The sequence below is a fragment of the Bacillus sp. LR--39 genome (assembly GCF_053613335.1).
In genome coordinates this window covers 468,886-491,180 of sequence record NZ_JBSIOT010000002.1, presented here as the reverse complement: position 1 = coordinate 491,180, position 22,295 = coordinate 468,886, and the positions used below count along the sequence as shown (strand labels likewise).

Here is a 22,295-nt window from a genome sequence, read left to right as displayed (position 1 = left end):
GGTCTCTTTTTTTGTTGCCAACCGAAATGATTCGTGTTACTCTTTTTATGTAAACGGTTACATAAATGAAGGAGGAGTGTTTGTTGGCAACGATTAAAGATGTCGCAGGCGCTGCCGGCGTCTCTGTTGCCACGGTTTCGCGTGTCCTCAATGACAACGGCTACGTGCATGAAGATACACGAACGAAGGTCATGCTTGCCATGGAGAAGCTGAATTATTATCCGAATGAAGTTGCCCGCTCTCTTTATAAAAGAGAATCCAGACTGGTCGGGCTTTTGCTTCCGGATATTACGAATCCCTTTTTCCCTCAGCTTGCCCGCGGCGCTGAAGACGAGTTGCAGCGGGAAGGATACCGGCTGATCATCGGCAACAGCGATGAAGAATTGGAAAAAGAACTCGACTACCTGCAAACATTTAAACAAAATCAAGTTGCCGGTATTTTGGCGGCCACCCATTATCCCGACCTTCCCGAATACAGCGGCAGCCTTTACCCGGTCGTATTTCTGGACCGGACAAAAGAAGGCGCCCCATCCGTATTCAGTGACGGGCGGGCAGGCGGAAAACGGGCGGCTGAGGAAATGCTTCGCGGCAAAAGCACAAGCATCACGCTTGTCAAAGGCCCAGCCCACCTTCCAACCGCTCAGGAACGTTTTAACGGCGCACTTAACGTGTTGCAAAAAGCGGGCGCGCCGTTCAATGTCATCTCCGCCGCTTCATTTTCCATCAAGGATGCCGCCATTTTAGCAGAAGAATTGTTTGCAGCATACCCGGAAACCGACGGAGTCATTGCCAGCAACGACATTGCGGCGGCTGCCGTCCTCCATGAGGCGCTGCGGCTCGGCAAAAAAGTTCCGGAGGAGATTCAGATCATCGGATACGACGATATTCCGCAGAGCAGGCTTTTGTTCCCGCCGCTTTCAACCATCCGCCAGCCTGCATATGAGATGGGAAAAAAAGCGGCAAACCTGCTGCTGCAATTGATAAAGAAAGAGCCGCCGAAAGAGACGGCCATTCAACTGCCCGTGACTTACATAAGAAGACAAACGACGAGAAAGGATGATCACCATGAGTGAAATTTGTGTTATCGGAAGCTGTTCTATGGATCTGGTCGTCACATCTGAACGGCGTCCGAAAGCCGGAGAAACCGTACTGGGCACAGACTTTCAAACTGTGCCCGGAGGAAAAGGCGCAAATCAGGCCGTAGCCGCTTCCCGCCTGGGCGCAAACGTATATATGGTAGGAAAAGCAGGCAATGACAGCTACGGAAAAGCGATTATTGAAAACCTGAAGGCAAACGGTGTCAATACGGACTATATGGAAACGGTTACACATAAAAAAAGCGGAACGGCTCATATTGTGCTCGCAGAAGGAGACAACAGCATCGTCGTCGTAAAAGGCGCAAACGATGACATCTCCCCCGATTATGCCAAAAGTGCGCTGGCAAAACTTCCCGGCATTGATATCGTGCTGATCCAGCAGGAGATTCCTGAAGAAACCGTTGAAGAAGTGTGCAGCTACTGCCGCGCTCAGCAAATTCCGGTTATCCTGAATCCCGCGCCGGCCCGGCCGCTGAAACAATCGACGATTGAGGATGCCGCATATCTTACGCCGAACGAACATGAAGCATCCATTTTATTTCCTGACCGGACGAAAGAAGAAGCGCTCGCCGGCTATCCCGGCAAACTGTTCATTACCGAAGGAAAACAAGGCGTACGCTACTCAGACGGCACCGCGGAACGGCTTGTTCCCGCCTTCCCTGCAGAAGCGGTCGACACGACGGGAGCCGGCGATACCTTTAATGCGGCACTTGCCGTCGCACTCGCGGAAGGTCGGGACATCGAGCAAGCGCTCTTGTTTGCCAACCGCGCCGCCTCCCTGTCCGTGCAGCACTTCGGCGCCCAAGGCGGGATGCCGGCCAGAAAAGAAGTTGAGGAGCTGCTGTCATGAAAAAACACGGAATGTTAAACAGCCACATTGCCAAAGTATTAGCCGATCTCGGGCATACAGACCTCATCGCAATCGCCGATGCGGGTCTCCCCGTCCCTGACGGTGTCCCTAAAATTGATTTGTCTTTAACGGCGGGCGTTCCCGCCTTTCGGGACGTAACCAGCCTGGTAGCCGGGGAGATGGCAGTCGAAAAGGTGATGGCCGCCTCTGAAATCAAAGACGCAAACCCTGAGAATGCAAGTTTCATAGAAAGCCATTTCTCAGCGCAGACGATCGAGTACATGTCCCACGAGGAATTCAAACGGCTCACACAGAAAGCAAAAGCCGTCATCCGAACGGGTGAAATGACACCATACGCCAACTGCATCCTGCAGGCGGGTGTGATTTTCTAGAAAGAAGGGATCCAGCATGCACATCGGCATGACAGACATTCATAAAGCATTCGGCAAAAACCAAGTGCTCTCCGGCGTCTCATTTGAGCTTCTGCCGGGAGAAATCCACGCTTTAATGGGAGAAAACGGAGCGGGCAAATCGACGTTAATGAATCTGCTCACCGGGCTCCACCGGCTCGACAAGGGAAACATTACGATAAACGGAACAAATATGAGCTTCTCCAATCCAAAGGAAGCCGAAAAGCACGGAATCGCCTTTATCCATCAGGAACTGAATATATGGCCGGACATGACGGTGCTTGAAAACCTTTTTATCGGCAAAGAGCTGACGACGGCGTTCGGCGTTTTGGAAACGAAGAAAATGAAAGCGCTAGCAAAATCACAGCTTGAAAAACTGGGAGTCTCTCTTCCTCTTGACCGGGAAGCCGGACAATGTTCCGTCGGCCAGCAGCAGATGATTGAGATTGCCAAAGCGCTGATGACAAACGCCGAAGTCATTATTATGGACGAACCGACCGCGGCGCTGACCGAACGGGAAATCAGCAAACTGTTTGACGTGATGACGGCGTTAAAGCGGGACGGCGTATCCATCGTCTATATTTCACACCGAATGGAAGAGATATTTTCGATTTGCGACCAGATCACCATTATGCGGGACGGCCTCACTGTCGATACGACGCATATTAAAGATACTAATTTTGATGAAGTGGTCAAACAAATGGTCGGGCGGGAGCTGACCGATCGGTATCCGACTCGCACGCCGTCACTCGGCGATAAGGTGCTCGAAGTGAAAAACGCCTCAAAAAAAGGAAGCTTTTCACAGATCAGTTTCCATGTGAGAGCCGGAGAAATCCTCGGCGTTTCCGGCTTAATGGGTGCCGGACGGACAGAAATCATGAGGGCGCTGTTCGGAATTGACCGGCTCGATTCCGGAGAGATCTGGATTTCCGGCCGAAAAACCGGCATTCGGGGTCCGTACGATGCCATCCGCAAGGGACTCGGCCTGATTACGGAGAACCGCAAAGATGAAGGGCTGCTGCTGGATACGTCCATTCGTGAAAATATCTCATTGCCGAACCTGACCAGCTTCTCTCCGAAAGGCATCATTGACCGAAAACGCGAGGCGGAGTTCGTTGAGCTGCTCATCAAGCGTCTGACCATTAAGACCGCATCTCCTGAAACCGCCGCCCGGCATTTATCAGGAGGGAACCAGCAAAAAGTCGTCATTGCCAAATGGATCGGAATCGGCCCGAAAGTTCTCATCCTTGATGAACCCACAAGAGGCGTCGACGTAGGCGCGAAAAGGGAAATCTATTCATTAATGAATGAACTGACCGATCGCGGAGTCGCCATCATCATGGTGTCTTCCGAGCTGCCGGAAATTCTCGGCATGAGTGACAGAATCATCGTCGTCCACGAAGGGCGCATCAGCGGAGAAATCAATGCGGCCGGCGCAACACAAGAACACATCATGACACTTGCCACGGGAGGGCAGCAGAATGAAAACTGAACCAATGACATCAACTGAACAAAAGCGATTTTCCATTCATACCTTTACGCAAAAACTCGGTCCGTTTCTCGGCTTACTGATTCTTGTGCTGATCGTTTCCGTTTTAAACCCGAGTTTTCTTGAACCCCTCAATATTCTCAACCTTCTTAGGCAGGTTGCGATTAACGCTCTGATTGCTTTCGGAATGACGTTTGTCATTTTAACGGGAGGCATTGATCTCTCTGTCGGAGCCATCCTCGCCTTATCGAGCGCATTGGTCGCAGGTATGATGGTCTCAGGCATCGACCCGATCTTAGCCGTCATCATCGGCTGCGTGATCGGCGCCGTACTCGGCATGATAAACGGATTATTAATCACAAAAGGAAAAATGGCGCCGTTCATCGCCACTTTGGCGACAATGACCGTCTTTCGCGGACTGACCCTCGTCTATACGGACGGAAATCCGATTACGGGGCTCGGTTCAAATTACGCATTTCAATTGTTCGGGCGCGGTTATTTTCTCGGCATTCCCGTACCTGCCATTACGATGCTGATTGCATTTGCGGCCCTGTGGGTTCTTCTGCACAAAACACCGTTCGGCCGCCGGACATACGCCATCGGCGGCAATGAGAAAGCGGCGCTGATATCGGGAATCAAAGTGTCCCGCATCAAGATCATGATCTATTCTCTGACAGGTTTATTATCGGCGCTGGCGGGAGCGATTCTGACATCACGCTTAAATTCCGCACAGCCGACGGCCGGGGAATCATACGAGCTGGACGCCATCGCGGCGGTCGTTCTCGGCGGAACGAGCCTGTCCGGCGGTCGAGGGCGCATCATCGGTACGCTGATCGGGGTTTTGATTATCGGTACGCTGAACAACGGCTTGAACCTTCTCGGCGTATCATCTTTTTATCAGCTCGTCGTCAAAGGAATCGTCATTTTAATCGCGGTGCTGCTGGACCGCAAAAAATCGGCATAATAGGAGGACCATTATGAAGAAAGCCATCATCACGATCGCGGCATTATCACTGTTTTTGCTGTCCGCCTGTTCACTTGAACCGCCGCAATGGGCAAAACCGTCAAACACAAAACATAAAAAAGAATTCACTATCGGGCTCTCCGTCTCCACATTGAACAATCCGTTCTTCGTTTCATTAAAAGAAGGCGTTATAAAGGAAGCCAAAAAACGGGGCATGAAGGTCATTATTGTCGATGCTCAAAATGATTCATCTAAACAGTCAAATGACGTAGAAGATTTGATACAGCAAGGAGTCGATGCGCTGCTGATCAATCCGACCGATTCATCAGCGATTTCAACAGCCGTCGAATCGGCAAATTCCCTCGGCATTCCTGTCATTGCGCTTGATCGTTCAGCCGAACACGGCAAAGTCGAAACGCTTGTCGCCTCTGACAATGTCAAAGGAGGAGAAATGGCGGCCGACTACCTCGCCGATCAGCTCGGAAAAGGCGCCAAAGTGGCTGAATTGCAAGGGGTGCCGGGCGCATCCGCGACACGGGAACGCGGAACGGGCTTTCATCATATTGCCGACAAAAAGCTGGATGTCGTAACAAAGCAAGCGGCGGATTTTGACCGTACAAAAGGATTGACCGTCATGGAAAACCTGCTGCAGGGACAGCCGGATATCAAAGCCGTGTTCGCCCATAATGATGAAATGGCACTCGGGGCGCTCGAAGCGATTAACAGCTCGGGCAAACACATTTTGGTCGTCGGTTTCGACGGAAATAAAGATGCGATTTCTTCCATTAAAAACGGAAAGCTGACAGCCACGGTCGCCCAGCAGCCGGAGCTGATCGGAAAACTGGCGGCCGAAGCGGCGGAGCAGGTGCTCAAAGGAGAAAAAGTCAAAAAAACCATTTCCGCTCCATTGAAACTTCAAACACAAAAATAACCGGCCGATGTTTAGACTTCCGGTAAAACGTGAAAGGATGTAGTAAAAGGAGAGATACAGATGAAGAAAACAGCCAAAGCGGCATCCATTCTGACCCTTGCAGCGGGAATATCAGCGGCTTCAGCTGCCGGAATAACGCCTCTTCCGGAGACACACGCGCAAGAAGCGGTCAAAATTGACGATCTGTACAGCTACCCGCTTGACTCTTATCTCGTTTCCGCGGAAGCATTGAACGTCAGAACAAAAGCATCAGCAGCCAGTCCGAGAGCTGATACCCTTCATTTAGGCGACAGCTTAAAGATCGTTTCGTTCCAGAACGCTGACTGGGCAAAAGTACATTATAAAAACGGAAAAACAGGATTTGTATCTACTCATTATATTGTTAAAGAAGCAACAACCGTAAAAACGACGGCAAAAACAAAAGTATATACAGACAAACAAGCGGTCAAAGCTTCCCTTGCCAAAAACACGAGCGTTTCTTTCCTCAGATGGAAAAAGACAGCCGGCGGCGGCATTGACTTCGGCTGGGCGCTTGTCGATTACGGGGGCGCCACGGGATATATCAGCACAAAAGATCTGCAAAAACTGACATAATATCAAAACGGATTTCGCAAATTCAGCGCGAAATCCGTTTTTTTCTTTCTTGGCAGTCAGAAGCGTCTAAGGTTCGAAATATTTCTCAGGAAATATTGTCGGATGAAGATGAATGCATACGACTCTAAAATGGCTTCTTTACGTAATCCGCCAGGCGTTTGGCATTGTCACGGATAGCCGCAGCATCGGCGCTGCTTACCCCGTACATCGCGAAAGCCGGCAAATAGGTCATACCCGTAAAATTAGCCATTGCCTGAAACGGCCTTAAGAGCTCGCTCAGTGAAAAATGGTTGGACCCGCCTGCCTGATATGCATCCTCTCCGGCACCTACGGAAACAGCCAGCAGCAATTCTTTGCCGTGCAGCGCCTTTCCTTTAGAACCGTAAGCCCAGCCATACGCCAGCACATGATCCATCCATGTTTTTAAAAGCGGAGGCGCACTGTACCAGTACAGCGGGAATTGAAATACGATCCGGTCATACTGTTCACACAGCTGCCGTTCCTTTTCCGCATCTATTTTCCCGTCCGGATATTCTTTATAAAGCTCACGGACCGTGATTTCATCATGATTTTTTAATTCTTCTGTCCACGCCTTATTGACCGCTGAGTTGTCCATGTCAGGATGAACCGCTAATACCAATACTTTCACAGCTACCACACCTTTCCCTTTTGACTGTATTTTACCTAATCTTTGCCGGTTCAGCCAAATAAAAAGAAAGCCCCCGAGAAAAATGAGGCTTTCTTTTTTAATTTATTCCGGGCTTCCTTCGGTTGTTTCGATATCCTTCGCAAAATTCGGATTATCTAAATTTGCGTTGAAAAAGTCCGCCGTATTCGGAAGCTTGAGGTTCATATTCATTTTTTGAGAAATGGTCACTTTACAATCTTTAATGACATAGTCAAACACGTGTCCGCCGGAATTGCGTCCTTCATCAATGAAGTGCAGGTGATATCCGGAAACAGCGATGCCGTTTGCGTAACCCGGCGTCCAGAAGCCGGCGATTGTCCCCTGAATGTCGTCAAAGTTGAACACAGGCTGTGTTTTCACCGCTTCGATCATCGGAACGTACGGTTTCTCCTGGCGTTCTACCGTTCTTGTCTGCACCTTTTTAAATACGCCGTCTAAACGGATCGCATAAAATAAGTTTTTACTAGGCAGAAGGCTGGCGATTTCCTGCTCGAATTCTTCACGGGTCATTTCGCCGTCGATCGTATGCGTCATATCCGGCGTGAAAAATGTGAATGAGCAGAATGGTGACAGGTCTCCGCCTTTAACAGGCGTAGCCGTTCCGTCGCCGCGCAGACGGTAAAATTCTCCGTCAAATCCGATTAATTCGCCGTCCAATTTGTTGAACGTGCCGATTCCGAAATCACCGAACTTCGGAATGTCAGCCATATCAAAATCTCCGTCATATACTCCGTCCAGCAGAGATGTCATTGTTGAGACTTGATAGATCTGATCCTCAGGTGAGCCTTTTTCTCCGCGGCTCATCATATGGATGTCGCTTGCGTTTTTCATATTCCCTTCACTCCTTTTAAATTGGGCTGTTTTAGAAAACAGGTCATGGTGCGCAGAGTGCTAGAGAGCTTTTGCTTTCATTTTTTCTTTGAATTGCTTCGGAAGCATGTCGCTTGATAAATGGACATTGTCACTGTAATCGACAGGAATGTCAATGATGACAGGGCCTTCTGTGTTCAAGCCTTTTTGCAGCACGTCTGCCAGCTGTTCCGGTGACTCAACGCGCAAGCCGGTGGCGCCGAAGCTTTCTGCATATTTTACGATGTCAATGTTTCCGAAATCTACGCATGATGTACGGTTATATTTTTTCATTTGCTGGAATGCGACCATATCATATGTGCTGTCATTCCATACAAGGTGAACGATCGGCGCTTTTAAGCGGACTGCCGTTTCCAATTCCATTGCAGAGAACAGGAATCCTCCGTCTCCTGAAACGGATACGACTTTTTCACCCGGATTCACCAATGTGGCGGCAATCGCCCAAGGAAGCGCTACGCCCAATGTCTGCATGCCGTTGCTGATCAACAGTTTCAGCGGCTCATAAGCGCGGAAGTAGCGGGACATCCAGATCGCGTGAGAACCGATATCGCAAGTGACGGTTACGTCGTCGTCAATTGCATTGCGCAGTTCTTGGACGATTTGCAGAGGATGCACTCTGTCAGATTTATGGTCGCTTGGCGCCTTCTCGCTGTCTGTGAGCATCTGTTTTAATTCGCTCAGCACTTCTTGTTCACGGCTGCCCATATCAAATGTCACAGCGTCGTGTTCAATTTGTTTAACCGTAGCGGCGATATCGCCTAATAATTCTAATTCCGGCTGATAGGCATGATCGATATCGGCCTGGATTTCGTCAAGATGGATAATAGCACGGTCGCCGTTTACGTTCCAGAACTTCGGATCGTATTCAATCGGATCATAACCGATCGTTAATACGACATCCGCCTGTTCAAGCAGAAGATCGCCCGGCTGGTTGCGGAACAGTCCGATCCGGCCGAAATATTGGTCTTCCAGCTCTCTGGACAATGTGCCGGCCCCTTGGTACGTTTCTACGAAAGGCAGTTTTGTTTTGGCAAGCAGTTTGCGGATTTGTTTTACCGCTTCCGGTCTTCCGCCTTTCATGCCGACTAACAGAACGGGAAGTTTCGCCGTCTGGATTTTCGCGATAGCCGCGCTGACCGCTTCTTCCGGTGCAGGGCCTTGTTTCGGCGCCGGCACGTTGCGTACGTTTTTCACGTTTGTGATTTCATTCACAACATCCTGCGGAAAGCTCACAAAAGCCGCGCCTGCCTGACCTGCTGACGCTGCCCTGAAGGCGTTTGTTACCGCTTCTGGTATATTCCCTGTTTCCTGTACTTCTACACTGTATTTTGTAATCGGCTGAAATAGTGCCGCATTGTCCAATGATTGGTGTGTCCGTTTTAACCGGTCTGCGCGAATTACGTTACCCGCCAGCGCCACTACCGGATCACCTTCTGTATTAGCCGTTAACAAGCCGGTCGCCAAGTTGGATGCCCCCGGGCCTGAAGTAACGAGACAAACGCCTGGTTTTCCAGTCAGTCTTCCGACAGCCGCAGCCATAAATGCAGCGTTCTGTTCGTGACGGCATAAAACCAGTTCAGGTCCTTTATCTTTTAACGCATCAAATACTGCATCAATTTTTGCACCCGGAATGCCAAAAACATGTGTGACACCTTGCTCCACTAAGCAATCAACAACAAGCTCCGCCCCCCGATTTTTTCCAGAGGTTTTTAGTTCATTTGTTGCTTTTGCCAACACCCTCACTCCTTATTATGCATATTAAATATAAAATTTTAAGTAATTTGTGATATTATTCACTATACACTCTTTGGAAATTGACCTCCAATATCAATTCGCCGTATGATTAATATGTTTCACGAATAATTAACAAAGAGAAAGGAATGGATAAGGATGGAGCTTCGCCATCTTCAATACTTTATTGCCGTTGCCGAAGAACTTCATTTCGGCAAAGCTGCGCTTCGGTTAAATATGACACAGCCGCCTCTCAGCCAGCAGATCAAACAGCTTGAGAAGGAAGTCGGCGTGACCTTATTAAAGCGCACGAAACGGGTTGTAGAGCTTTCAGCTGCCGGAGAAAGTTTTTTAAAACACAGCAGAAACGCGATCGAAGAAATAGACAAAGCGATTGAAATGGCGCAGAGAACGGCGCGGGGAGAGCTCGGCCGCCTTGTCGTCGGTTTTGTCGGCTCGGCCACATATGAATTTCTGCCGCCGATCATTCGGGAATTCCGCGAAAAATTCCCCTCCGTCAAGCTTGATCTGCGTGAAATTTCTTCTTTCAGACAGCAGGAAGAACTTCTGAAGGGGAACATTGATATCGGCATCCTTCATCCGCCTTTACAGCATTCCGCGTTACATATGGAAAAGGTGCAGAGCAGCCCGTGCATTCTGGCTTTGCCGAAGCAGCACCCGCTTACCGCTAAACAGACAATCGACATTCAGGATTTAAAAAATGAACCGATTATCACACTGTCGAAAGAAACATGGCCGACTTTATACCTAGAGTTTGTAAACTACTGCGAGCAGGCGGGCTTCAAACCGAAAATCGTTCAGGAAGCGACGGAGTATCAAATGGTGATCGGATTGGTTAGTGCCGGCATCGGTGTGACCTTCGTGCCTTCTTCTGCTAAAAAGCTGTTTAACCTCGAAGTCGCCTATCGCGGCATTAATCAGGTGCAGCTCACAGCCGAATGGGTCATTGCCTACCGCAAGGATAATCAAAATCCGATTCTGAAACATTTTCTGGATATTATGAATAAGCGCCAGGCTTTATTGCAGGCGGATAAGGAAAATGCATAAAAAAGAGTGCCGCCGAAAGCAGCCTCTTTTTTTTGTGCTTTTATGGATTTTTACTAAATTGGTAGAAACGCTCAGTACACCTTACGACCTGTACCCGTATACATACAGTACAACTGATCAGGAGGGATAAAAATAACGGGGCGGCAATGACCCATCTAAAAGGAGGCAGAACACATTACACATATTACCGTCATTTTGACCCTGATTTCTTTCTTTGTGACCATTATCTTTATATTTTGGAGACCCGGGGGATTAAATGAAGCCGTTCCGGCGTCGCTGGGCGCCATTCTCGTTTTGTTATGCGGAACCGTTTCCTTTCATGATTTGGGGGATATAGGGTCAAAAGTCACCGGAGCATCAATCACCATTATCTCCACAATGATTATGGCAATCGCGCTGGAAAGCTTCGGTTTTTTTAACTGGGCGGCGGCCAAACTGCTTCACCGCGCCAAGGGATCGGGCATCCGGCTTTTTTGGCTGACCAACCTGCTCTGTTTTTCAATGACGCTCTTTCTGAATAATGACGGCAGCGTCTTAATCACCACTCCTATTTTACTGTTGGTCTTACAATATCTCGGACTTAAAAGACATCAGAAAACACCGTATTTAATTAGCGGCGTATTAATTGCGACGGCGGCAAGCACCCCGATCGGCGTCAGTAATATCGTCAATTTGATTTCTCTCAAAATGATAGGCATGGACCTTTATTTGTACACCAATATGATGTTTATCCCCGGCACGCTGGGACTGGTGTTTATGGCCTTTCTGCTGTTTGCCGTTTTTTACCGCCGTTTGCCGAAACAGCTCCCCGATATTCCGGTTCACTTTGACTCGCTGGAACACAAACGATATCATCCGCTTCAGCCTCCGCCAGACCCGACCCAAAACGGCCGTACGAACATCATGTTTTGTGTTTTGGTATTTGTATTGTTCGTCCGGATCAGTCTGTTTGCAGCTTCTTACAACGGCATACCCGTTTCGCTCGTGGCTGTCATCAGTTCAGTCATCCTGCTTGGCTGGAGATGGTTTTATTTAAAAATCGGACCGGCAGACTTATTAAGGAAAGCGCCTTGGCATATCTTTATTTTTGCCTTCACGATGTACATTATCATCTACGGACTGCATAATATCGGACTGACGGCGCTGCTTGTTCAGTCTATTGAGCCGTATGTCTCACAAAGTATTGCCCACGCTGCATCTATTATGGGCATTGCTACATCCGTCCTCTCTAATTTGTTCAATAACCATCCCGCCTTAATGATCAGCACTTTGACATTAACTGAAATGTCCATCGACCCATTAACCGTAAAAATCATTTATCTGGCTAATATTATCGGCAGTGATATCGGATCATTGCTTCTGCCGATCGGGACATTAGCCACGCTGATCTGGATGCATATCATCAGACAGCACGGCGAAAAAGTTTCTTGGTCAGAATATATCAAAACGACCATTATCGTTGTCCCTCTCACCGTCGTGTTTACCATTACCGTTTTATATGTTTGGATCAGTTGGATTTACCTTTAGCCCCCATGAAAAAAACTGCCTGCTGTATAAGAGAGGCAGTTTTATCATTTATGGCAGGTGCATGGTTTTTAAATGATTCAATTTCCAAAAAACAGTATCGCCGTCTGCATTGGTCAGTTCAAGAATATTATCTGAGACATCCTGCAACAGCCCCACTTTATTCGGTATATCTCCTAAATCCAGAATAATCAGCTTCCCGATATATCTTTTTAATTGCTCCTCAAAATTCCGGACAAGGGGCACATTAGCGGGAACAACCGGCAGCTCTGAACTGTTTAATGTATACGGCGTCTGCTCATCGGAATAGGGTGTCAGCCATTTCAAATGATGCATCGAGATGAAAAGAGTCTTATAAACCGGAGAGAAGAAAACAAAATAATCATTTAAAACACTTGTCACATACCCATGAATGGAACGGTCTCCCGTAACAAATATTTCTGTGAATCTGCCTTTTATATGCTGGAGGGTATTCCGGTAAGAAAAGGAATGTTCCTGTTTTTCGGGATGCGGACTTTTTTTTCTTGCGTACGGTTCTTTATTCTCTTCGTCCGGGAGCGTCAATGTCATCCTCTGAAGATGCAGCAGCGGAATATAAAGAAACGTCCGGCCGTCATGAATCACAATGATATCCTGACCGATATCCAAAAGAGTTCCTGAAAATGTCGTATTCCCCGATATCTCAATATCGACTTGTTTATCCAGAAATCTGCTTAATCCAGCCATTTCATTCCCCCCTCTCCCGCGTTTACGGACAATCTTTCCAATCATTTACGGCCGTGTTTCCACCGATAATCTATTGTCCTTAATACAGTGGCGTAGCTATAAGAGTTCTCTTCCTCCCGTTTTGAGGATCGAACGGATCTTGATGATCTTTTCGACTTTTTAGAGGAAGTACGCTGCTCTTCGCGTGATTCTTCTTCATGCGGCTTTTCTTCTTCGGCGCTCTCTTTCTCACCTTTATTCTCGCCGTCTTTATTCTCCTCTTTTTTAGCTGCTCCTTTTGCCCCTTCGCTGATGCTCTTGATATGAAAAGGATAGATCCGCAGCACTTCTTTATCTTTCACAAGAGTGTAGTGGCCGTCGGAATTATCCACAAGTATACCTTCAACGGCTTCAGGACCTCCGCGGTTGATGGATACCCATTTGTGGATCAGGCGTTTAAATATGCCGTGAAAATCATCAGCCATTTCAAATTCCGGGCGCTCCTCCTCTTGGCCGTCCTCTTCTTGTTCCGCGCTGATGCTTTTGACATGGTCGGCGTTAAAATATACAATTCCGTCATCTTCCGTTTCCAGCACGAGAAAATCATCCCCTGTTTCGTGAAGCTTTCCTCTTTTCGATTCCGGACCTCCCTGATTCAATTGCACCGTGCGATTGGTCATCCGGCTGATCAGGTCTTGAAAATCATCAGCTTTTTCACATTCTGCCGCTTCGGCCGGCGATATGGTTTCACTCGTATTTTCCGTCACACTTTTCACATGTTTCCATTGATAATAAACGATTTTATTATCAACCTGAAGAGCGATATAATCCGATTGAATGTCTGCTAATCTCCCTGTCTTGGACTCCGGGCCTCCCCGGTAGACAGTAATTACTTTTCCTTCCATCGCATGCAAAAAGTTGTCATCAGACCGCTGCCGCTTCGTATTGCGTTTCATCTATTGTCCTCCTAGTCATTTTTCTCATAATGTAAAAAGCATAATGCATATATACGTATCACGATTATTTTCGGGAACTGATTCACCAGCCTATTTGTAAAAAATCTTGCTTCTTTCCCAAATCAGATATTCCACCGCTCTAACTCACTGCTGATGAAGGCGGACCGCTCCTTAATGTATTCGCAAATCACTTCAGGCTCCCGGTCAAAGCTATCAATCTCCTCTTTCTTATAAGGATCCTTCGCGACATGCGGCCTGATCTGCTCATACAGTGACATGACCTTCGGCTTCATATGTTCAATGGTAAACCGGGTCTGAAGCGTCTCTTCCAAAAGCCGTTTGTACGCTTTGCGGAAATACGGTTCATCCAGAAGCCTTGCAGTCAAGGTATTAAACCCTTGTATTCTGACATAATCGGCCTCCATCCGATCACCATGAATGTCTCTTCCCCACGTCGCATCGTAATCCCACGGAATGACTTCAAAAAGTCCCGTTTCATGATTCCGGTACAAAGCGTAATTATGAACAAATCCATCGTAGTTTGAGGTAAACACGATGCCCGCAAGCCACCGCAAATACTTATCGGCGTCCAAGTGTTTGACGATCTCCCCCTTGAACTCTGACTTCGGCACGGTATTAATTTTATAGATCATATCCTGCAAGTATAAATCGTCTTCTTTCGTTCCCGTTTTCTTTTCATAACCAAGTTCGAGCGATGTTTTCGTATCCCGCTCCAGATCACTGACGAGGGAGAAATTGGCGTCGTCATCAACCGCGTAAAAAACAGCGCCGTCCGCCAAATTCCGTTTCGCCAGAAAATATTCATCCACTGACTCCAGCTCAAGATACACCCCCTCATGTCTGCCATTGATTTGCAAGGTTACGAAATTCGCCTTTGGTGACAGCGTCCCAAGCTCCGCGAAGAAATCGAGAGACAGCTTATTCCGCATCATCGACGGATCTTTGTATTCAGCGTTTAAATGTATCTCTTTCGCCCTGCGAAATGTTTTCGGCGAATAAAAAGCGATGTGATACGATTTTTTCTTGAAATCTCTTATATGAGAGCCGCGGTACGCCAGATCAATGTCAAGCCGTTTTTGATTCACTCTCAGCACCGCGGGCACCGGATCCTCATCCCAAATGTCTTTTTTCAGCTCCATTAAGTCTTTCGGGTGAATAAACAGCTGGTATAGAGGCAATGTTGATTGGTCTTTCATCAGTAACCCTCCCTGTATTAATTTAGGCTGTGCTTTTTATATAAAACTCAGCGAATCACACATACACTTTTTTCATTCATGCGTACTATGTGGTAGTAAGGATCGCATCCTTAAAACATATATCATGAGGAGGTTTCAAAATGGGCCACTATTCCCATTCTGATATCGAAGAAGCAGTAAAGTCCGCAAGCAACGAGGGATTGGAAGATTATTTGTACCAAGAACCAAAAAGCAGTAAGAAGAGAAAATCTCGCAGCCGTAAAAAATCATGCCGCTCTCACAAAAAATCTCGCAGTCATAAAAAATCGTGCCGCTCTCACAAAAAATCTCGCAGCCATAAAAAATCCCGTTCTCACAAAAGATCTCGCAGCCATAAAAAATCCCGTTCTCACAAAAAATCTCGCAGCCATAAAAAATCCCGTTCCCACAAAAAATCTCGCAGCCATAAAAAATCCCGCTCTCACAAAAAATCTCGCAGCCGTAAAAAATCATGCCGTTCTCACAAAAAATCTCGCAGCCACAAAAAATCATGCCGCCGCAAGAAAAAACGCACGCAGAAAAAACCTTATCGTCCTCATAAAAAAGACCCTTGCAAAAAAGACGATTACTGCAGCAAAACAGAGTACTGGAAAGACGGGAACATCTGGGTTGTAAAGAAAAACTACAAGTAACACCGTTCGTAAATAGGCTGCCGGCTAAACGGAAGCCTTTTTCCTCAATCAGATATATGCCACGTGATAAGATATGCAGCCGGTTTTCTTTTGTTGTGTTTCCGAATTTTCTTTCTGTATAATCAGGTCATACGATAAAGAAAGGCGGCCGAAATCATGCATATCTTACGAGCAGACGAACTGAACGCAAAAGACACTTACAAATTGCTTTCGGGCACAGTCGTTCCCCGGCCGATCGCATTTGTCACTACGCGGTCATCCATCAACGGCGCCGTAAACGCGGCGCCCTTCAGTTTCTATAACGTTGTCTCCGCAGAACCGCCGCTTCTGGCCATCTCAGTCAGCCGCGCGGACGGACGGCAGAAAGACACCGCGAGAAACGCAATCGCTCATCGGGAATTCGTCGTACACGTCAGTGATGAGTCCATTATTGAAGACATTAACAAAACGGCGGCAAGGCTTGATCCTGATGTCAGTGAGCTTGGCATGACAGACCTTTCTGTGACAGACAGCGCTTGCATCAGCGTTCCCGGTATAAAAGAAGCAAAAGTCAGGTTTGAATGTATACTCGAACGCCATCTTACGTTCCAAAATGACAGCGGAGAAACGACGACAGACCTCATCATCGGCAGAGTCGTTTGTTTTCATTTGAATGACCAAGTATATGACGCCGATAAAGGCTACATACGGACAGATGAGCTGAAGCCTGCGGCAAGGCTCGCGGGGAATGAATACGCCAGACTCGGGAAGACATATACGCTTGTCCGCCCGACCTGAAGCAGGAACCTTTATAATAGAAGAAACTAGTCAAAAAGACCCCTTTCAAAAGGGGTCTTTTTGAGTCTTTTACCATTAAACTCAGCCTAATGTCTTATAGAATGGCGAAACTTACAAGCCCCTCACCCGTATGAAACGAGTGACACATTTTTAGGAGGCAGACAGTTACTGATTTTTTCAGCCGTATTTATTTTGCTCAGCCTTATGTTTCAAGTATTTGCCGTCAAAGTTCTCAATTTGCCAAAGCCTGTTAAAAAGCAGAAGCCGATAAACGGCACACATCGATTAATCGAAATCACACTGCTTATTACGGGCATCGCAGCGGTGAATTTTTTCAATGAAATGTACGTATTTGCGGGAGTTGTTTTCATGCTATTTTGCTGCACCGGCATAATGGAATGGCGGCACCGGCGGGAGGAAAAGCAATATGTGTACGATTCGTTTTACGCGGGTCTTTCTGCCGCGCTTGGCGTGCTTATTTTTTTATCAGTTAGCGCAGCTCTATACTCCTGCGGCCGCTCCGTCGCCGCGCGGGTCGGCACCGCCTTGGAGAAAGCCTTCTTCATCAATGACGATCGCTGCCGCATGGCCCATAAGCCCGTCAAAATCACCAACGGTCTCGACGCGGTGGCCGCTCTGCCTTAGGGCTTCTCTCGTTTCAGGGCTGATTCTGCTTTCAACCCTCAGCCCTTCATACTCCTCTCCCCATGTCCGTCCCCAGACCCAGCGCGGCTCATTGATCGCCTGCTGGGGGTCCATTTTGTAATCAATGATGCGCGTAATCATCGCTGTCTGAGTTTGCGGCTGGCCTTCTCCTCCCTGGGTTCCGTACAGGATGTGAGGCTTTCCTTCTTTACAGGCCATCGCCGGCATGAGGGTGTGGAACGTCCGCTTGCCGGGTTCAAGTGTATTGACATGGGATTCATCCAGCGAAAAAAATGACCCGCGGTTTTGCAGCAGAATGCCCGTCTCCCCCGCTGTAACGGCAGATCCGAACTCGAAATAGAGGCTCTGAATAAAGGAAACGGCATTTCCTTCCGCATCGGCGACGGCGGCATAAGCTGTGTCGCTTCCGACCGGCCGGCTTACCGCCGGCGCAGCCACGTCACCGATTTCTTCCGCAAGCTGCTTTGCATACCGTTTATCAAGCAGCCGATCCAGCGGAATATGAGAAAATGCCGGATCAGTCAGCACTTCATTCCGGTGCTGAAAACTCTTCTTCAGCGCCTCGATCAGCAGATGATAATAGTCAAAGGAACCGTGTTCGATCTGAGAAAAATCATAGTTTTCCAATATATTGAGCGTCATTAAGCCTGTAAAGCCCTGTGAATTCGGCGGAGCCTGATAGATTTTGCACCCGCGGTAATCGGAGGATACCGGGTTCGTCCACTCGCCGCGGTGGGCTTTAAAGTCATCAAGTGTCAGACGGCTGCCGTTGTTTTGCAGAAAGGATATGATGCGTTGAGCGAGATCTCCTTCATAAAAAGCGCTTCTGCCTTTCTCGGCAAGCTGCTCCAAGCTGGCCGCCAGATCCTTCTGGACAAACCGTTCACCGGGCATGGGCGCTTTTTTGTTTCTCGTAAAAATGGCCGAGGTGTAAGGCGTCGAGGCTAAAAGAGCGAGATTGCGTTCTGTGTGGACGCACTGGTCGGCGGACACCGGAAATCCGTTTGCCGCATAATCAAGAGCTGGCTTCAGCACCTCAGCGAGAGAAAGACGCCCGTACGCCGAAAGCACGGCATCCCAGCTGTCCGCCATGCCCGGAACGGTAATGGCGCTTTCTGTCCCGCGCAGAGGGATCGCTTCTCTGCCCCGATACAAGTCTCTCGTCACATGCTTCCCTGAACGTCCGCTCCCGTTATAAGCTTTGATTCGTCCCGTTTCTTTATGGTAAGTGAGCCAAAATGAATCCCCGCCAAGACCCGTCATATGCGGATACACGACTGCCAGACAGGCGCTGACCGCCACTGCCGCGTCAAACGCGTTTCCGCCCTTTTCCAGAATGCCGGCCCCCGCCTGAGAAGCGAGATAATGCGGACTGACGACCATTTGTTTCGTTCCGATGGTTGAAGTATTCATGACAAGCCCCTTTACAAATTTTCTCAATTATAAAAAGCGGCTTCGCGGCCATCCACATTCCTGAAAGAAAATCTCACACACTATTTACTTTTCGATAAGAAATGATTCTAAGTTATTACATATCGAAAACAATAAAAAATTTCTCCCTTCATACCGTAATGTTTCATGATACAATAATGTCTACCAAATGAAGGAAGGTGAAGCGGGTTGGAACATGAATACAGCATTCCGAATCTTGTCCTTGATGAAACGGATAAACAGATTCTTTCGATTTTGCACGAGGAAGGGAGGATTTCCTATACAGACGTAGGAAAGCGGGTTAACCTGTCGCGAGTGGCGGTTCAGCACCGCATTCAGCATTTACTGGATGCCGGCGTAATTGAAAAATTCACCGCTGTCATCAACCCGGCGAAAATCGGCCGTCATGTGTCCGTGTTTTTTAATGTGGAGGTGGAGCCGCAGTATTTGGAGGAAACCGCATTAAAGCTTGAAAAGGAGCCGGCCGTGACAAGCCTTTATCATATGACCGGACCGAGCAAGCTGCATATGCACGGCATTTTCGCAAATGATCAGGAGATGGAAGAGTTTTTGACAAAACGGCTCTATACGCAAAAAGGCGTCGTCAGTGTCGACTGCCAAATGCTGATTAAACGGTATAAAAGCAGAACGGGCATGAAGCTGTAAGGAGGACATAGCCATGAAACATCCCTATTGGGACATTACGGCGGCGATGGTCCGAACGGGCATTCTCGGATTCGGGGGCGGCCCGTCGGTGATCCCGCTCATCCGCCATGAAGCCGTCAATAAATACAAATGGATAGATGATGATGAATTCGGAGAAATATTAGCGATCGCTAATGCGCTTCCCGGACCGATTGCCACAAAAATGGCTGCGTATCTGGGCTTCAAGCTGAAAGGCACGTTAGGCGCAATCTTGGCAACCCTCGCCCACATTCTGCCTACATGCCTTGCTATGGCGGGCTTGTTTGCGGCTGTCAATGTCTTAAGCCGCTCAGCAATTGTTGCCGGCATGATTGGCGCTGTAACACCGGTGATCGCCGTCATGCTCGGCATTATGGCGTACGAGTTTGGCCAAAAAGCGCTTAAAGGTTTCGGCTGGGTCACGGGCATCCTGTTTTTTATCATCGCTTTTATCGGCCTGCAAACGCTGCAGATCAATCCCGGCTTTGTCATTATCATTTTCTTGGCGTACGGCGCGTTTCATTTTAAATTAAAGGACAAAATCACAAATAAACGTTCAAAAGATAAAGGAATGTCGGCCTCATGATCATGATCTATTTATTTATGGCGTTTTTTGTCGCAAACGTACTCGGATATGGAGGCGGACCGGCGTCGATCCCGCTGATGTTTGAAGAAGTCGTCAACAGATACAGCTGGCTCTCAAACGATCAGTTCTCAAATATGCTCGCACTTGCGAACGCATTGCCGGGCCCGATCGCAACCAAAATCGCGGCGTATGTCGGCTACAGCGCAGGCGGGTGGCCCGGGTTCCTGATTGCGCTGATCGCTACCGTCGTACCGTCGGCGCTCGCATTGATCGTCCTCTTGCGCATCATTCAGCGCTTCCGCCAATCCCCCGTCATCAAAGGTATGACGCTGTCCGTCCAGCCTGTCATCGCCGTCATGATGCTCATTCTTACCTGGCAAATCGGCGCAGACGGCATCAAAGCGATCGGCTGGGTTCAAGCGATAGTGATTGCGGGGATTTCCCTCCTTGCCTTGACAAAATTCAAGATGCATCCGGCCTTCCTGATTATCGCGGCGTTTTTGTATGGAGGGCTTGTGGTTCCTCATTTATAAAGAAAAGCACCTGGACAGGTGCTTTTTTATTTTGGCCCGGAAATACCATTTGATATGACAACTGTTTCTTCGCCTGCATCACTCTTGATGATTTGCTTAACTTGCAGCGTTGCGCCTGCCATTCTCACAAATTGCTGAACCTGAGGCGAATTGGTTTCAGCCTGTATCCAAACAGAAGTCGGCGCTTTCCAAGCTAAAAAGAGTGCAAGAATCAACATACCAGAGATAACCAGCAGCAGCTTCATAGAGCATCACTTCTTTTCAATAAGCTGCTCGCCGCGCTCAGCGCCTGATGATCGTGAAGAATATCACCGGGACGATTGCCTTCTCCCAGCACATAGCCTTTAAAGGACATCCCCATAAAATGAAAAATATGTTCAAATTGCTGAATCAGCGGCAGCCCTTTTAGTTTAGGATTGTCTCCTCCCACTGCTGTTACATATGCCTGCTTCGCTGACATTTGCTGTTTAAAATCAGGAAATCTCGGATCTCTCAGCGTCTGTGACCAGCGATCAATAAACAGCTTTAATGTCCCTGACATGCCAAACCAATAAATTGGGGTGGCGAATACAAGAATATCGCACGGCAATATCCGCTCAATAATAGAATCGCAGTCATCTTGAACAGGACGAAAGCCGCCTTGAGCGTGACGCAGATCTTCAATTGGCTGAAGCCGATATTTCCGCAAATGAATGTGCTCCGCATCGAATCCTTGAACAGCCTTCTCCGCAAGAATATCCGTATTTCCGCCAGGCCGAGTTCCGCCGTTAATAACCGCAATTTTCATGATGCATCTGCTCCTTTGTTTACGAATGATTTTCTTCATCATATAATGGATTCATCAATCAATACAGATGATTATTTCGATTATTCCAATCGGAAAAACCGATTTAGAAAGGGCGAGAACTTATGGAATTGAAGCAGCTGATCACCTTTATTACCGCAGCAGAACATGTAAACTTCACCCTAACCGCCAAGATGCTTAACTATGCACAATCAAGCGTTACCTCTCAGATCAAATCACTTGAAGAAGAAATCGGGACTCCTTTATTTGAACGGCTCGGCAAGCGGCTCATCCTGACAGAAGCCGGCAAAACATTCAAATCCTATGCGGAGAAGATCATTGCGTTAACAGAAGAAGCAAAAATGGCCGCAAATCAAGTAAGAGAAACAACCGGAACCTTGAAAATCGGCGCGACGGAAAGCCAATGCACATACCGTCTTCCGCCTATCATAAAAGAATTCAAACAGGCTTTTCCTCAAGTAAAGCTCATATTCAAACCGTATATTTCCAACGAACAAGCGAAAGAACAGCTCTTACAGGGCCAGCTTGATATCACTTTCATTTTGGATGTGAATCGGACGGAAGACGCACTGCACGTTGAATCTTTGATTCAGGATGAAATCAAAATGGTAGCCGCCAATGACCATCCTTTTCCAGCAGACTCACCAGCAACATTGAAGGATCTTCAAAATGAAACCCTTCTGCTGACAGAGGACGGCTGTTCATACCGCACGCTCTTTGAGAACACTTTACATGACGCCGGAGTCTATCCTAACAAATTAGAATTCGTCAGCATAGAAGCCATCAAACAATGCGTGATGGCCGGACTTGGAATTGGACTATTGCCTGAAATGACAGTAAAAGACGATATTGCCGAAGGACGGATGAAAGAACTCAATTGGCAGAATGAATGCCCTGTTTTTACTCAACTAGCATGGCATAAGGACAAGTGGATGTCTGCGCCATTAAAGGCTTTTATCGATTTGACGCGAAAAACATTCAAATAAAAACCTATCTGCAAGGACGACAAAGTTTTTAATAAAGCAGACACCAGGCATACAAAAAAAAC

General features: G+C 47.9%; 24 protein-coding genes and 1 pseudogene. 16 read left to right on the top strand and 9 right to left on the bottom strand.

Features of this window, described 5'->3' with window-relative positions; genetic code table 11:
• Positions 1–83 precede the first annotated feature (83 nt).
• The 7 genes from ACWHAR_RS12260 to ACWHAR_RS12230 are packed head-to-tail and all read left to right on the top strand — an operon-like array spanning position 84 to position 6,335.
• The gene (locus ACWHAR_RS12260; RefSeq protein ID WP_032876078.1) at positions 84–1,073 is read left to right on the top strand and encodes a LacI family DNA-binding transcriptional regulator; all 990 of its coding nucleotides are present in this window, start codon (positions 84–86) and stop codon (positions 1,071–1,073) included.
• Positions 1,066–1,947 carry a ribokinase gene (rbsK, locus tag ACWHAR_RS12255; RefSeq protein ID WP_007407520.1) on the top strand — a complete coding sequence of 294 codons (882 nt, stop codon included), beginning with the start codon at positions 1,066–1,068 and terminating at the stop codon, positions 1,945–1,947. The genes ACWHAR_RS12260 and rbsK overlap by 8 nt, the downstream gene beginning before the upstream one ends.
• Positions 1,944–2,339: a D-ribose pyranase gene (rbsD, locus tag ACWHAR_RS12250; RefSeq protein ID WP_020956442.1), complete on the top strand. Its 396-nt coding sequence runs from the start codon at positions 1,944–1,946 to the stop codon at positions 2,337–2,339. The genes rbsK and rbsD overlap by 4 nt, the downstream gene beginning before the upstream one ends.
• Positions 2,340–2,355: 16 nt before the next feature.
• Positions 2,356–3,849, top strand: a complete 1,494-nt coding sequence (locus ACWHAR_RS12245; RefSeq protein ID WP_032876074.1) for a sugar ABC transporter ATP-binding protein — start codon at positions 2,356–2,358, stop codon at positions 3,847–3,849.
• Positions 3,839–4,810: a ribose ABC transporter permease RbsC gene (rbsC, locus tag ACWHAR_RS12240; protein WP_032876071.1), complete on the top strand. Its 972-nt coding sequence runs from the start codon at positions 3,839–3,841 to the stop codon at positions 4,808–4,810. The genes ACWHAR_RS12245 and rbsC overlap by 11 nt, the downstream gene beginning before the upstream one ends.
• Before the next feature lie 13 nt (positions 4,811–4,823).
• A complete protein-coding gene (rbsB, locus tag ACWHAR_RS12235) occupies positions 4,824–5,741 on the top strand; it encodes a ribose ABC transporter substrate-binding protein RbsB (RefSeq protein ID WP_032876068.1) in 918 nt (305 codons plus the stop codon).
• A gap of 60 nt (positions 5,742–5,801) precedes the next feature.
• Complete coding sequence (locus ACWHAR_RS12230; RefSeq protein ID WP_032876065.1) at positions 5,802–6,335, top strand: SH3 domain-containing protein; 534 nt, start codon at positions 5,802–5,804, stop codon at positions 6,333–6,335.
• A gap of 124 nt (positions 6,336–6,459) precedes the next feature.
• Here ACWHAR_RS12230 and ACWHAR_RS12225 read toward each other — a convergent pair whose 3' ends face one another.
• The 3 genes from ACWHAR_RS12225 to alsS all read right to left on the bottom strand — a co-directional run bounded on the left by ACWHAR_RS12225 (position 6,460) and on the right by alsS (position 9,627).
• Positions 6,460–6,984, bottom strand: a complete 525-nt coding sequence (locus tag ACWHAR_RS12225; protein ID WP_007614216.1) for an NAD(P)H-dependent oxidoreductase — start codon at positions 6,982–6,984, stop codon at positions 6,460–6,462.
• Between the two features lie 102 nt (positions 6,985–7,086).
• A complete protein-coding gene (gene budA / locus ACWHAR_RS12220) occupies positions 7,087–7,854 on the bottom strand; it encodes an acetolactate decarboxylase (RefSeq protein ID WP_003151318.1) in 768 nt (255 codons plus the stop codon).
• 60 nt (positions 7,855–7,914) lie between these two features.
• The gene (gene alsS / locus ACWHAR_RS12215; protein WP_032876061.1) at positions 7,915–9,627 is read right to left on the bottom strand and encodes an acetolactate synthase AlsS; all 1,713 of its coding nucleotides are present in this window, start codon (positions 9,625–9,627) and stop codon (positions 7,915–7,917) included.
• A gap of 156 nt (positions 9,628–9,783) precedes the next feature.
• Here alsS and alsR point away from each other — a divergent pair, with 156 nt between their 5' ends.
• Complete coding sequence (alsR, locus tag ACWHAR_RS12210) at positions 9,784–10,692, top strand: acetoin biosynthesis transcriptional regulator AlsR (protein ID WP_007407528.1); 909 nt, start codon at positions 9,784–9,786, stop codon at positions 10,690–10,692.
• A gap of 195 nt (positions 10,693–10,887) precedes the next feature.
• On the top strand, positions 10,888–12,219 hold the full coding sequence (locus ACWHAR_RS12205) for an arsenic transporter (RefSeq protein ID WP_032876058.1): 1,332 nt from the start codon (positions 10,888–10,890) through the stop codon (positions 12,217–12,219).
• A gap of 48 nt (positions 12,220–12,267) precedes the next feature.
• On the opposite strand, the gene ACWHAR_RS12200 is transcribed toward ACWHAR_RS12205, so the two are convergent.
• From ACWHAR_RS12200 to ACWHAR_RS12190, 3 genes are all read right to left on the bottom strand, one after another.
• The gene (locus tag ACWHAR_RS12200; RefSeq protein ID WP_007407530.1) at positions 12,268–12,942 is read right to left on the bottom strand and encodes a hypothetical protein; all 675 of its coding nucleotides are present in this window, start codon (positions 12,940–12,942) and stop codon (positions 12,268–12,270) included.
• A gap of 41 nt (positions 12,943–12,983) precedes the next feature.
• Positions 12,984–13,877, bottom strand: coding sequence for a hypothetical protein (locus ACWHAR_RS12195; RefSeq protein WP_032876055.1), 894 nt, complete (start codon positions 13,875–13,877; stop codon positions 12,984–12,986).
• A 122-nt stretch (positions 13,878–13,999) separates the two neighbouring features.
• Positions 14,000–15,094, bottom strand: a complete 1,095-nt coding sequence (locus ACWHAR_RS12190; RefSeq protein ID WP_032876052.1) for a CotH kinase family protein — start codon at positions 15,092–15,094, stop codon at positions 14,000–14,002.
• A 140-nt stretch (positions 15,095–15,234) separates the two neighbouring features.
• On the opposite strand from ACWHAR_RS12190, the gene cotG reads away from it, so the two are divergent.
• From cotG to ACWHAR_RS12175, 3 genes and pseudogenes are all read left to right on the top strand, one after another.
• On the top strand, positions 15,235–15,765 hold the full coding sequence (gene cotG, locus ACWHAR_RS12185; RefSeq protein WP_032876049.1) for a spore coat protein CotG: 531 nt from the start codon (positions 15,235–15,237) through the stop codon (positions 15,763–15,765).
• A 156-nt stretch (positions 15,766–15,921) separates the two neighbouring features.
• Positions 15,922–16,542 carry a flavin reductase family protein gene (locus tag ACWHAR_RS12180; RefSeq protein WP_032876047.1) on the top strand — a complete coding sequence of 207 codons (621 nt, stop codon included), beginning with the start codon at positions 15,922–15,924 and terminating at the stop codon, positions 16,540–16,542.
• 204 nt (positions 16,543–16,746) lie between these two features.
• Positions 16,747–17,025: pseudogene (locus tag ACWHAR_RS12175) on the top strand (DUF4181 domain-containing protein); the annotation flags it as partial.
• A gap of 18 nt (positions 17,026–17,043) precedes the next feature.
• On the opposite strand, the gene ggt reads toward ACWHAR_RS12175, so the two are convergent.
• Entirely contained in the window at positions 17,044–18,621 is a 1,578-nt protein-coding gene (ggt, locus tag ACWHAR_RS12170) for a gamma-glutamyltransferase (RefSeq protein WP_032876044.1), read from the bottom strand.
• Positions 18,622–18,828: 207 nt separating this feature from the next.
• Between ggt and ACWHAR_RS12165 the strand changes: the two genes are divergently transcribed.
• From ACWHAR_RS12165 to chrA, 3 genes are read left to right on the top strand one after another with little or no spacing between them, the layout of a single operon-like run.
• Positions 18,829–19,305: an Lrp/AsnC family transcriptional regulator gene (locus ACWHAR_RS12165; protein WP_007407537.1), complete on the top strand. Its 477-nt coding sequence runs from the start codon at positions 18,829–18,831 to the stop codon at positions 19,303–19,305.
• Between the two features lie 13 nt (positions 19,306–19,318).
• Positions 19,319–19,909, top strand: coding sequence for a chromate efflux transporter subunit ChrB (chrB, locus tag ACWHAR_RS12160; protein WP_032876041.1), 591 nt, complete (start codon positions 19,319–19,321; stop codon positions 19,907–19,909).
• Positions 19,906–20,442 carry a chromate resistance efflux protein ChrA gene (gene chrA / locus ACWHAR_RS12155; protein ID WP_032876039.1) on the top strand — a complete coding sequence of 179 codons (537 nt, stop codon included), beginning with the start codon at positions 19,906–19,908 and terminating at the stop codon, positions 20,440–20,442. The genes chrB and chrA overlap by 4 nt, the downstream gene beginning before the upstream one ends.
• 26 nt (positions 20,443–20,468) lie before the next feature.
• Here the strand turns inward: chrA and ACWHAR_RS12150 are convergent, their stop codons facing one another.
• Both ACWHAR_RS12150 and ACWHAR_RS12145 read right to left on the bottom strand, forming a co-directional pair.
• Positions 20,469–20,687 (bottom strand): hypothetical protein, encoded by a 219-nt coding sequence (locus ACWHAR_RS12150; RefSeq protein WP_017418770.1) that lies wholly within the window; start codon positions 20,685–20,687, stop codon positions 20,469–20,471.
• On the bottom strand, positions 20,684–21,229 hold the full coding sequence (locus ACWHAR_RS12145) for a flavodoxin family protein (protein ID WP_032876036.1): 546 nt from the start codon (positions 21,227–21,229) through the stop codon (positions 20,684–20,686). The genes ACWHAR_RS12150 and ACWHAR_RS12145 overlap by 4 nt, the downstream gene beginning before the upstream one ends.
• A 122-nt stretch (positions 21,230–21,351) precedes the next feature.
• On the opposite strand from ACWHAR_RS12145, the gene ACWHAR_RS12140 reads away from it, so the two are divergent.
• Positions 21,352–22,233: a LysR family transcriptional regulator gene (locus ACWHAR_RS12140; protein ID WP_032876033.1), complete on the top strand. Its 882-nt coding sequence runs from the start codon at positions 21,352–21,354 to the stop codon at positions 22,231–22,233.
• The last annotated feature ends 62 nt before the right edge of the window (positions 22,234–22,295 follow it).

Coding starts and splice junctions, on each gene's coding strand:
- rbsK (WP_007407520.1), top strand. CDS start 1,066: ATGAGTGAAATTTGTGTTATCGGAAGCTGTTCTATGGATCTGGTCGTC.
- rbsD (WP_020956442.1), top strand. CDS start 1,944: ATGAAAAAACACGGAATGTTAAACAGCCACATTGCCAAAGTATTAGCC.
- ACWHAR_RS12245 (WP_032876074.1), top strand. CDS start 2,356: ATGCACATCGGCATGACAGACATTCATAAAGCATTCGGCAAAAACCAA.
- rbsC (WP_032876071.1), top strand. CDS start 3,839: ATGAAAACTGAACCAATGACATCAACTGAACAAAAGCGATTTTCCATT.
- rbsB (WP_032876068.1), top strand. CDS start 4,824: ATGAAGAAAGCCATCATCACGATCGCGGCATTATCACTGTTTTTGCTG.
- ACWHAR_RS12230 (WP_032876065.1), top strand. CDS start 5,802: ATGAAGAAAACAGCCAAAGCGGCATCCATTCTGACCCTTGCAGCGGGA.
- budA (WP_003151318.1), bottom strand. CDS start 7,854: ATGAAAAACGCAAGCGACATCCATATGATGAGCCGCGGAGAAAAAGGC.
- alsR (WP_007407528.1), top strand. CDS start 9,784: ATGGAGCTTCGCCATCTTCAATACTTTATTGCCGTTGCCGAAGAACTT.
- ACWHAR_RS12200 (WP_007407530.1), bottom strand. CDS start 12,942: ATGGCTGGATTAAGCAGATTTCTGGATAAACAAGTCGATATTGAGATA.
- ACWHAR_RS12195 (WP_032876055.1), bottom strand. CDS start 13,877: ATGAAACGCAATACGAAGCGGCAGCGGTCTGATGACAACTTTTTGCAT.
- ACWHAR_RS12190 (WP_032876052.1), bottom strand. CDS start 15,094: ATGAAAGACCAATCAACATTGCCTCTATACCAGCTGTTTATTCACCCG.
- cotG (WP_032876049.1), top strand. CDS start 15,235: ATGGGCCACTATTCCCATTCTGATATCGAAGAAGCAGTAAAGTCCGCA.
- ACWHAR_RS12180 (WP_032876047.1), top strand. CDS start 15,922: ATGCATATCTTACGAGCAGACGAACTGAACGCAAAAGACACTTACAAA.
- ggt (WP_032876044.1), bottom strand. CDS start 18,621: ATGAATACTTCAACCATCGGAACGAAACAAATGGTCGTCAGTCCGCAT.
- chrB (WP_032876041.1), top strand. CDS start 19,319: ATGAAACATCCCTATTGGGACATTACGGCGGCGATGGTCCGAACGGGC.
- chrA (WP_032876039.1), top strand. CDS start 19,906: ATGATCATGATCTATTTATTTATGGCGTTTTTTGTCGCAAACGTACTC.
- ACWHAR_RS12150 (WP_017418770.1), bottom strand. CDS start 20,687: ATGAAGCTGCTGCTGGTTATCTCTGGTATGTTGATTCTTGCACTCTTT.
- ACWHAR_RS12145 (WP_032876036.1), bottom strand. CDS start 21,229: ATGAAAATTGCGGTTATTAACGGCGGAACTCGGCCTGGCGGAAATACG.
- ACWHAR_RS12140 (WP_032876033.1), top strand. CDS start 21,352: ATGGAATTGAAGCAGCTGATCACCTTTATTACCGCAGCAGAACATGTA.